Annotated in this window: 10 protein-coding genes; 5 read left to right on the top strand and 5 right to left on the bottom strand. The window is 52.7% G+C overall.

The genetic code is table 11. The features are described from left to right. The 4 genes from K7H09_RS22505 to K7H09_RS22490 form a co-directional block, all read left to right on the top strand. Positions 1 to 371: 2,4'-dihydroxyacetophenone dioxygenase family protein (locus K7H09_RS22505; protein ID WP_230806072.1), on the top strand; the 371-nt coding region annotated here is incomplete at its 5' end. Positions 372 to 379: 8 nt separating this feature from the next. Then, a complete protein-coding gene (locus K7H09_RS22500) occupies positions 380 to 1198 on the top strand; it encodes an SDR family NAD(P)-dependent oxidoreductase (protein WP_027958417.1) in 819 nt (272 codons plus the stop codon). After that, on the top strand, positions 1198 to 2202 hold the full coding sequence (locus tag K7H09_RS22495; RefSeq protein ID WP_022522785.1) for an alcohol dehydrogenase catalytic domain-containing protein: 1005 nt from the start codon (positions 1198 to 1200) through the stop codon (positions 2200 to 2202). Before K7H09_RS22500 ends, K7H09_RS22495 begins: the two co-directional genes overlap by 1 nt. Next, complete coding sequence (locus tag K7H09_RS22490; protein WP_230806070.1) at positions 2195 to 3484, top strand: MFS transporter; 1290 nt, start codon at positions 2195 to 2197, stop codon at positions 3482 to 3484. The genes K7H09_RS22495 and K7H09_RS22490 overlap by 8 nt, the downstream gene beginning before the upstream one ends. A 211-nt stretch (positions 3485 to 3695) precedes the next feature. Here K7H09_RS22490 and K7H09_RS22485 read toward each other — a convergent pair whose 3' ends face one another. The 4 genes from K7H09_RS22485 to K7H09_RS22470 form a co-directional block, all read right to left on the bottom strand. Next, positions 3696 to 4007 (bottom strand): YqjK family protein, encoded by a 312-nt coding sequence (locus K7H09_RS22485; protein ID WP_022522787.1) that lies wholly within the window; start codon positions 4005 to 4007, stop codon positions 3696 to 3698. After that, positions 3982 to 4386: a phage holin family protein gene (locus K7H09_RS22480; protein WP_022522788.1), complete on the bottom strand. Its 405-nt coding sequence runs from the start codon at positions 4384 to 4386 to the stop codon at positions 3982 to 3984. Before K7H09_RS22480 ends, K7H09_RS22485 begins: the two co-directional genes overlap by 26 nt. Then, positions 4386 to 4718, bottom strand: a complete 333-nt coding sequence (locus tag K7H09_RS22475) for a DUF883 family protein (protein WP_022522789.1) — start codon at positions 4716 to 4718, stop codon at positions 4386 to 4388. The genes K7H09_RS22480 and K7H09_RS22475 overlap by 1 nt, the downstream gene beginning before the upstream one ends. 109 nt (positions 4719 to 4827) lie before the next feature. Beyond that, entirely contained in the window at positions 4828 to 5859 is a 1032-nt protein-coding gene (locus tag K7H09_RS22470; protein WP_022522790.1) for a phospholipase A, read from the bottom strand. 233 nt (positions 5860 to 6092) lie between these two features. Between K7H09_RS22470 and mscK the strand changes: the two genes are divergently transcribed. Then, positions 6093 to 9389, top strand: coding sequence for a mechanosensitive channel MscK (gene mscK / locus K7H09_RS22465; RefSeq protein WP_230806074.1), 3297 nt, complete (start codon positions 6093 to 6095; stop codon positions 9387 to 9389). Positions 9390 to 9409: 20 nt separating this feature from the next. Here the strand turns inward: mscK and K7H09_RS22460 are convergent, their stop codons facing one another. Further along, positions 9410 to 10168, bottom strand: a complete 759-nt coding sequence (locus K7H09_RS22460) for a TlyA family RNA methyltransferase (RefSeq protein ID WP_022522792.1) — start codon at positions 10166 to 10168, stop codon at positions 9410 to 9412. Positions 10169 to 10187: the final 19 nt, after the last annotated feature.

Here is a 10187-nt window from a genome sequence, read left to right as displayed (position 1 = left end):
CCGGTCTCCGGAATAACCGGGGCGGTTCATATTGCAATATTTTATGGATTAAAAGCCCTGGTGTGATTGGTACCCATAAGCACCGAGGAATGGTATGGGCTGTAGGAATGGAGGGATCTTTCCGATATTTGGAATACGACTGGGTTTGCGGGCCTGGTGAGTTTATAACGGAAATGCCCGGACAGGCTCACACGTTAGTGACCGACGATGCTAATGGAATGAAAGCTCTATTTTGGATGCAGGGAGCTAACGAGTTCTTCGATGAGAAGGGGGAGTGGGCAGAAACGCTGGATGTTTTCTGGTTCATCAATCACTACGTCACTTATTGTGAAGAACACAATATCCCCATCAATGAACAGTTATTTCTATGAGGTGGGATATGCGTGTATTAGAGCAATTCAGCGTAGAAGGGCGTTCAGCCCTGATCACGGGGGGAGCCTCAGGTTTAGGACTTGCCTATGCCGAAGCGTTGGCAGAAAACGGAGCTAACGTGACACTAGCGGATATAAACATCGACGCAGCCGAATGTGAGGCACAAAGACTCCGTGACGAAGGCTGCAAGGTTCATGCTGTCCAGCTAGATGTCGCTGATCGAATGCAGACCAGTCGAGCCTTCGAAGAACATGTCCGCCAGTTTGGCAACTTGGATATTGTTTTTGCTAATGCGGGGATCGATCCTGGGGCAGGGTTTTGGAACCCTTCAGGAGGGCGAAATAGAGATGGTCAGATTGACGTTTTAGATCCAGCCCGCTGGGATAGAACAATTTCTATTAATCTGACGGGGGTCTTTAATACTCTGCGAGTGGCAGCTAAATACATGAAGCCACGGCGTCGAGGATCAATTGTTGTCACGTCCTCCAATGCTGCCTTTATTACAGAGCCTGTGGTCGGGCTTGCTTACATGCCTGCAAAAGCGGGAGTGTCCCATTTAGTACGTCAAGTTGCCTTAGAGTTGGCAGAGTTCCGGATCCGGGTCAACACTATCGCGCCCGGCGGTTTCGTAACCAACATTGGTGGTGGCTGGTTGAAAGACGAAGCAGTTCGCCAGGCCTGGAACGCCAAGGTACCTCTAGGGGAAATCGCTGATCCTGAACAGATCAAGGCACTGGCGCTATACCTAGCCTCTGACGCCTCTTCCTATATGACCGGTGCTCAATTGGTTATTGACGGAGGCACTTCTCTTGGGAGGGTGGGCTGATGCGTGCTGCCGTCTTTCAGGGGTTACACCAGCCTTTAGATGTTTGCGAACTTCCAGACCCTACACCAGGAGACGATGAGGTTGTCATCCAGGTGAAACGATGTGGAATTTGTGGCTCCGATCTCCATATGACTGAGGATCCCATTTTCGGCATTTGTCCTGGCGATGTGCTGGGTCACGAATATGCAGGCGAGATAGTCGCTTTAGGTCGAAAAGTCAGTGATGTATCTATAGGAGATCTTGTATCCGTTATACCTTTCCGAAGTTGCGGTTATTGCGCTGCATGCCGTTCTGGGAATCCTGCTTGGTGTCTAGATATGGCGTTGGAGGGAGGGGGATATGGTGAATATGCCGTCACCGCTGCGCGCCAGTGCGTACCTCTTCCTCTCAATGCAAGCATGGACGACGGTGCAATTGTAGAGCCTTTAGCCGTTGCTCTCCATGGTCTCCAGCTATCCGGCATGAAACCTGGTGACCGTGTCCTCATCCTTGGTGCTGGGCCTATCGGGTTAGCTGTCGCTTTTTGGGCGCGCCGCTTTGGCGCTCAGACGGTTGTCATACAGGATATTACCCGATACCAAGAACAACGTGCCTATGACATGGGGGCGACCGGTTTTGTTTGTGATCCATATCAACCCATTAAAGCTGCAGAGCGGTCACTTGGAGGTTCAGCAGACATAGTATTCGAGTGTGCGGGCGTTCCTGGTCTCATTGCGCAAGCCATTGAGCAGGTTCGCACGCACGGTACGATTCTGCTTCTTGGTTTATGCACTAAGCCTGACAGCTTTATACCCTTTAGTGCTTTATCAAAGGAAATACGCCTTCAAACTGCCGTTTTCTTCTCACGACGTGAATACGAAAGTGCGTTGGATATTCTCGATTCTGGCGTTGTAGAGCCTCGCCATTTAATCACCGAGACCGTGCCACTTAACAATGTGCCAACCGCATTTGAAGCGTTAAAAAAGCGCACCCATCAATGCAAGGTGTTAATAAGCCATGACTAACAATAATACAGCTACCCTGCCTAACACGCCCAATAACACTCGTTATCAAATCCTTTTAGTTACTCTATTGAGCCTTAACTTTGGCATTGTATTTTTTGACAGGAATGCACTTAACTTCCTGATGCCATTTGTTCAGCCAGAGTTGGCCTTGACAAACCTACAGATAGGCCTAACAGCCTCTGCGTTATCAGTCACCTGGGCAATATCTGGTTTAATATTTGGTGCAATGTCTGATCGAAGTGGCCGAAGAAAGATATTTTTGATCATGGCGACGATTGTGTTCTCTCTCTGCTCTTTTTTATCAGGTCTTGCCACCTCATTCTTATTGCTTCTCGGTGCTAGATTGCTTATGGGTGTTGCAGAAGGCCCTATCCTGCCTATATCGCAATCAGTAACGGCAATAGAAGTTACTCCTGAAAGGCGGGGCATTGCTATGGGGGTCATGCAGAACTTCGGGTCAAATTTATTGGGTTCTTTTGCTGCGCCGGTTGTCCTTGTGGCTGTTGCTTCTGCTTTTGGCTGGCGAGAGGCGTTTTTCCTTGCAGGGCTTCCAGGTCTTCTAGCCGCTGGACTCCTCTGGTGGTTAATGCGTGAACCGACAGCATCTTCAGTACCTATCGCAACGGGTGTGAATCAGTCCTGTCAGCGCCCAAGTCTCAAAGAGGTCTTCGCTCATCGAAATATGCTGCTATGTTCGCTTATTGCGGTGTTATTGATTGGATACTTAGTAACTTGCTGGTCTTTCATGCCAATTTACCTAACCAGTGTACGTGGTTATTCTGCTGAAACCATGGGGTGGCTGATGGGAACTTTAGGCATCTCGGCAGCGGTCGGAAGCTTCGTCGTCAGCGGTATCTCTGACAAAATTGGTCGTAAGCCAGTAATGGTAATTACCCCATTTATGGGGCTCATCCTCACCTTAAGCGCCATGTATTTTGATGGCTCGGCTATTATTCTGGCAGTGTTGTTTTTCTTTGGTTGGGCATTGAACGGCATCTTTCCGCTTTTTATGGCCACCGTTCCCTCTGAAACCGTCGATTCGCGCCATATTGCAACAGCCCTGGGTTTTGTAATGGGTATTGGTGAGATATTGGGAGGTGGGGTTCTACCGGCGCTAGCAGGCGCTGCGGCAGATAGTGTTGGCCAATCCGCACCGTTGTGGTTAATGAGCGCTATTTGTGTGATTGCTGGAGTCCTGGCTTTGTGGCTCAAAGAGACCGCACCAGCAGTTCTGGTTAAGCGTGCTCAGGCGCCTGATGTTTCGGCATCTTTCAGCAGTTAGTCGCTAAATACCGATAATCACACAAGAAGCTCAGCTTTCGGGCCAAATGTGTCGGGTATAAAGCGAATAGCGAGCTATTTAACGAAAGTGATCAAATTAAGTTGGCCGACAGGCCAGAATTTTTCACTGAGTGGCCGCCTTAAACGATGTTTGGCTAATCTCCGCTCGCTGGCTTCTAAGGTACAGTCAGCGAGCCGCACAGCCGTCCAAATTAACTAGCCACTTTGGCTAATAATTTAAGTTTTTTGAGTAGCATATAGCCCGCAAGGACTTTTCTGCCTGCCGCCATTGCTCCACCTGGGTGGCGCATCAGCTTGAATGCAGCAAAGCCGCCAATGGCGTAAAGCGGCAGCTTGAAGCTTTGCCAGTTTCTATCCAGTGGTGAGGCGGCTTGCTGTAAAAATTCGCTATCGACCAAAATATCCACGCGCTGCTGCTCTAGCTCGGCTAACAAAAGCGCTTTGCGTTCAGCGCGGCTGAGCGGTTTGGTTGGTGGCTTAGCGGTGTCTGCGGATGGTTTCATCACTTGGCTCCTCAAGCAGTGCTCGATCAGCAGCAAGCTGTTTGAGTGTTTCTTTTAACAGAGAGTGTTGCTTGGACTGGCGAATCGCAATAACCGCGAGTAGCAAACTGGCGCCGATCAGCACACCTGCACTGATGGCAATGGCGGTTAAGCGATAGGTATCCCAGAATATAACCACTACCAGTGCCGTCAAAGTGGCAATACCCAACAAGAGCAGCAGTAAGCTAGCTCCTGCCAGAAGAAGTAGAACCAGTAAGCGAGCACGCTCCTCTTCTAACTCAAACACCGCCAAACGCAGGCGGGTTTCGCTATTCGCAATCAGCGATTTCAGCAAGCGTTTGGCGGCAGAGAAGACGCGTTGGGTGGGGCCCAAAGCCATTAGCGACGACCGAGCAGCATACCCACAACCATACCTACTGCGGCACCAATGCCAATACTTGTCCAGGGGTTTTCATGGACGTAGCGATCACACGCATCGGCCTGATGAGTCAGCGAGTCGCGGGTTTCGTCATAAATACGCTCGCCACGCGCTTCAAGACGTGCACGAGTGTCTTTCAAACGACGTTCGGCGCGAGTACGTAGATCGTTCATCTCTCCGCTGGCATCTTTAGCGGTCGCATTGACCAGCTCTTCAACGGTTTCACTCAAGTGGCGCAGATCATCTTTGAGTTGATCGGCTTGAGTAGAGTAGGTGGGTTGACGTTTAGCCATGGAGTCTTCCTTTGACGAGTGAATGATTGGGCTACTAACTATTAGTTACTGTATTTTTGCTGCTGACTACAAGCATAGCAGCCAGCTAGTAACAGACAAGCAAATGCGTCTATCGGTTCAGCCCTGTCGCACTAAATAAGGGATTTAAACTAAACCCAAGGCTCAAGCGGTGCACGCGATGATCATAATCGATCATGCTTTCACCATATCCGTAGTAGTACTGTACATGCGCTCGCAAGCTGTTGAAAGCGGGCCAGCTGTAATCAATCTGGGTGCCGATATTGCCAGCGCTGGGATTGCCGCGTAACTGACCGCTCACTTCATGGTTATTATTGAGACGCTTGGCGAGGCGAATATCGCCGTATCCCATGTAGCGTTCGATATCCGGGTTGTCGTCATCCTCTGAGGATTCCGGTACCCGCCAGTGGGGTGCCAGGGTGAACGCCCAGTCGCCGCGCTGGAAGGTGCTTTCAAGGTATACCCGGTTCCAACTGCGCGAGAGAGGATCTGAGCGACCATTAGACTGGTGATTGAGAGATACTCGGTTGCGGGTATTCACCCAGCCAAGCGCTTCCCAGGCATTGTCAAAGTCGATAAACACTTCCGGCTCGTAGTTGGTTTCCCTAAAGGGTGATGAGGCGTCGGTATTATAAGCCTGCCACCAACTGCGCTGGGTGTAGCCAAAGTAGACGTCGCCGTAGTTACCGAATACCTGTTCAGCCAGATTAACCTTGGCACTGAACTGGAATTTTAACTCCACGCGATCTGCGGGGGTGCCGTTAGCCACCGTGCGGAAACTTTCACGATTTTGGTTAGCATTGTAACTAACAGGGAACAGATAGTTGGTGCGGTGGGTGGTGATTGAAAACGGATTCCGGGTTGATTCCTGCTCAAGTTCACGGCGATCGCTTAAATCTTCCCTTGCAGCCTCTTCAGGCAACTGTTCAAACGGTATGTCTAGCGCGGCGTCTTCGGGGTTTTCTATCTGCTGCAACTGTTGATGCAGATCATACAGTTCAGCATTGAGGGCACGGATACGCGCCTCAATCTCTTGCTGAGACTCGGCAACGGCATTCACACTAAACGTAGCAAGGCTCAGCAGAACAATAAGTTTCGTCAACGGCAATTTTCGGGTGACCATCAAGGTGACTCGCAAAATGAAGGAATAAGTAAACGCCAAGCTTGTTTCTATCACGCCGCCTGTGGAAGTCAACACCTCTGATTGCGCTGACCATCAGAACGCCTGACAATAACCTCATTCTCCGTCTCTGCGGAGCATTTGATGTCAGCGAGGCTCTAAGTAACGTGTTGATACGTAACGTGGTGAGATGCGCCTGTAAGTGGAGTATAACCTGTTTGTTGCTGCTGCTTGTCATGAGCAGTGTCGCTATTAATCCAGCCTGCGCTGCGCTTCAGACCAATATGCTGGAGCGGGTGCCCGAGCAGGCTGAATTGGCATCAAGGCTTGCTCAGTTAGAAGCCCTTGAAGAACCCTTGACCGCCCAGCAGGCCAACGATAAAGAGGCCCTGGAAGCGGCCCTCGAAGCTTATGAGCGGCTGGCTTCTGTTGACGAGCGTCTTGCCGCGCTAGATACCCGGGTAGAACAAGCCCCTGAAATGTTAGCACGCCTGCAGCGCGAGTTGAGCGAAGCGGAAGAAGCTTCGCAGCAGCTAACGGTTGCCGACTTGAGCGACCGCCCCCTCGACGAGCTGGAAACGTTGCAAACTAACGCCGTGGTCGAGCTGCAGCAGTTGCAAAGCCAATTGGCGGAAGTGAACTCGCAACTGTTAGCCGCTCAAACACTCCCTGAGCGGGCCCAGCAATCCATTGCGGAAACCCTTCAGCGCGCGGAAAGTTTACGCCGACAGCACGATGAGCGCGAGGCTTTGCTGGCGGATCGTCAACTTTCTGCCCTTAGCGATGCGCAACTGATCCAATTACGCCTTGAACGGGCGCTGGCCGAACGCGAAGTAAGCTTTTATCAGCGCGAGCTAAGCGCTAACAGCCGCCTGCGCGAATTAGCTCAGGAGCGGCGCGATGTGCTGATGCTGCAGGTCGATTATCAAGAGCAGCAGCTAACGATGTTACAAGGGGTGATTGATCGGCAGCGTCGGTTGGCCTCTGAACAAGCCATTGCCGACGCTGCCAGGGATAACCCGCTGATCGCCGCGGGACATCCGGTGGTGGTGCAAGCGCAGCAAACCAACCAGACCCTAAGCCTGGAGCTGCTACGGGCAACCGACCGTGCTAATACTGTTGTGCGTGACAATATTGAAGCCCAGCGGCAGTTGGAGAACGTGCGTCAGCTACAGCGTAGCCTTAATGAGCAAATCGAGGCTATTCGCGGCAGTCAACTGCTGTCGCGAATTCTGCGCGAACAGCGCAAGTCGCTGCCTCCGTTGTCTGCGCCCCGGGATTTGCAGGACGAAATTGCCGACCTGCGCTTAAAGCAGTTTGATTTAGTCCGCCAGCGCGATCAGCTACGCCAAAGCGAACAGTATGCTGCTACGCGGCTGTCCGAGGAGGGCATAGAGGCGACGCCGGGACTGATCGATTCCCTTTCGCAGCTTTATCAATCCCGCCGTGAGCTGGTCGAGCAGTTGGAACAGTCTTACGGCAGCTTATTAAGTGCGGCGATTGAGCTTCAGCTCAACCAGCAGCAGCTGGTCACAACGACCAGTGAGCTGCGTAAAACCATTGATGAGCAGCTGTTTTGGGTTGCTAATAGTCGCCCTTTAGATATCAATTGGCTGCGTCAATTGCCCCGCAACCTCCAGCTGGAGTGGCAGGAAGGGGAGTGGCGAGCCATTTTACCCACTCGCTGGAAAGGGCTCTCTTGGGAGGTGCTCAGAGGGGCGCCCCTGATGGTATTAAGCCTGGTATTAATCGGGTCACGACGCCAGATTAAAGCCCGATTGGACAAACTGCACTCGCAGATTGGTCGGTTAAAAAGCGATACCCAGCTGCATACCCCCAAAGCGGTGCTGCTGAATGCGCTGCTAGCGCTCTCCGGCCCGCTGGCCTTGGCCGGGGTGGGGGTTGGGCTCTTGGGAGCAACTGGGCCATTGGCTAATAGCGTTGCCCCTGCGCTGCTTCAGTTGGCGTTAAGTTGGGCGGTGGTCGCCTGGGGCCGCAGGCTATTGGTCGCCGATGGCGTGGCCGAGCGCCACTTTACCTGGTCTGCGCACTACAACGCTCGGTTACGCCAGCTGTTAGGTGGGTTAGGCATTTCCTTGGTGCCTGTCATAGCCATTGCGGCGATGTCTGGAGAGATGGAAACCCCGCTGGCACTGCGTCCCGTTGCGTTGGGGTTGCTGTCGCTTGGGTTGTTGGCGATGAGCTGGTGGCTGGCGCAGTTGATACTGGCGCATATCCCTATTTTTGGCGTGCGCCTGTTTCGCTTGCTGCTGGGGCTTGCGATGGCCTCGGTGCCGCTGATGCTGTTGGGATTGGTAGTTTGGGGCTACGAATACACCGCGTTGCACCTAGTGGGGCGATTCGCGATCACGCTTTACTTGCTGGGGTTATGGGTTGTGGTGGAGGCGACCTTGGTAAGAAGCCTTGCGGTGGCTGCAAGGCGGCTTGCCTATCGCCGTGCTCTGGCGCGCCGTCGTGCTCAGGTGCAGGAAGGGGCGGAAGGTGGTCTCGAAGTCGTGGAAGAGCCGCCGCTGGATATGGAGCAGATCAATAGCCAGTCGCTGCGGCTTTCCAAGTTGATTGTCTTGATCGGCTTCAGTGCGCTGCTTTATTTGGTCTGGTCAGACTTGCTCTCGGTGCTCGGCTATTTGGACAACGTGTCATTGTGGGAGGCGCAAGAAGGGGATCTGGTCGATAACGCTCTATCGATATCCGACGTCTTTGCTGCACTGCTGATTGTCGCTATTACCTTTATCATGGCAGGCAATCTACCCGGCCTGTTAGAAGTGATGGTGCTATCCCGGCTGTCATTGAAACAGGGCAGCGCCTATGCCATTAGCTCGCTGCTCTCCTACACCATTGTGGGTACGGGGGTTGTCATGGGGCTGTCGACCCTGGGCGTTTCCTGGGACAAGCTGCAGTGGCTGGTGGCCGCCTTGAGTGTGGGGTTGGGGTTTGGCTTGCAGGAAATTTTTGCCAACTTTATATCGGGCTTGATCATCCTGTTTGAGCGCCCGATTAGGATTGGCGATACGATTACCCTGGGAAATTTGCACGGCACCGTCAGCCGTATCCGTATCCGTGCGACCACTGTCACCGATTTCGACCGTAAAGAGATTATTATCCCCAATAAAACCTTTGTGACTGACCAACTGATCAACTGGTCATTGTCGGATAATATCACCCGTGTTGTGCTCACCTACGGTGTGGCCCACGGCTCCGATATGGCCAAGGTGCACCAGCTATTACGTAAGGTGGCGGACGAAAACCCCCGCGTGCTAACCGACCCAGAACCTCAGGTTTTCTGTTTAAGCTATGGACAGCACAGCCTCAATTTTGAACTGCGTATTTTCGTCAATGATCTGCTCGACCGGCTGTTTGCTGCCGATGAAATCAACTGCCGTATAGATGCGCTGTTTCGCGAAGCGGGTATACGCGTGGCGTTTGAGCAGATGGATGTGTGGCTACACCCTGAGCAAGGCGAGGAGGTTAAAGTGCAGTCGGCGAATCAGTTGCCCCCTGCGTCTACGTAATGCACTTTAAGCTCTCTTTTTTAAGGCTCTTTTACTGCATGCAGGAGAAATTCTCGGTTGCCGTCGCCACCGGTGATCGGGCTCTCCTGCCAATGTTGAATGGTAAGTCCGCAGGCGTCGCAACTGCGACGAATGTTGGCCTCCACTTCTGCAAAGCGTTTAGCGTCGCGTACCACGCCACGTTTATCCAGGGCGCCAGGGCTTAGCTCAAACTGCGGTTTCACCAGCGAAATCAACTGACCGCCCGCTGGCAGCAGGGCAGCAATCTCGGGCAGAATCAGCGTTTGCGATATAAACGACACATCCATGATGGCGCTATCAATGGGGAAAGCAGCAAGCGCGCTATTGAGGGCTTCGCTACTACTCATCGAGCGCGCATTTATCCCCTCTAGACAGGTGACGCGTGGGTCGCTGCGCAACTCAGGTGCAAGCTGTCCGTGGCCAACCTCTACACCAATCACATGGTGGGCGCCAAAGTGCAGCGCACAGTCGCTGAAGCCGCCGGTTGATTGACCAATGTCGAGCACAACAGCGTCATCAAAACGCAGCTCAAGCGCTGTGAGCACCGCCTCTAATTTCAACCCTGCTCGGGACACATAGCGCTCTTCGGGATCGTCCTCTACTTCAAACCGGGTATCGTCGGGCCATTTTTCGGATGCTTTGGTTAACGGCTTACCGTTCTCGGCAAGCCGTATCCGCCCGTGCCGAATAAGCCTTTGGGCGCGGGTACGCGAGTTGGCCAGCCCCTGGATGACCAACAATTGATCGAGTCGCATCATAGTGATTGAAAGTGTCGCT

Origin of the sequence: Halomonas sp. IOP_14 (genome assembly GCF_021021315.1) — a bacterium.
In the GTDB taxonomy this organism is placed as follows: domain Bacteria; phylum Pseudomonadota; class Gammaproteobacteria; order Pseudomonadales; family Halomonadaceae; genus Vreelandella; species Vreelandella titanicae.
This window is presented reverse-complemented; position numbering and strand designations above follow the sequence as displayed.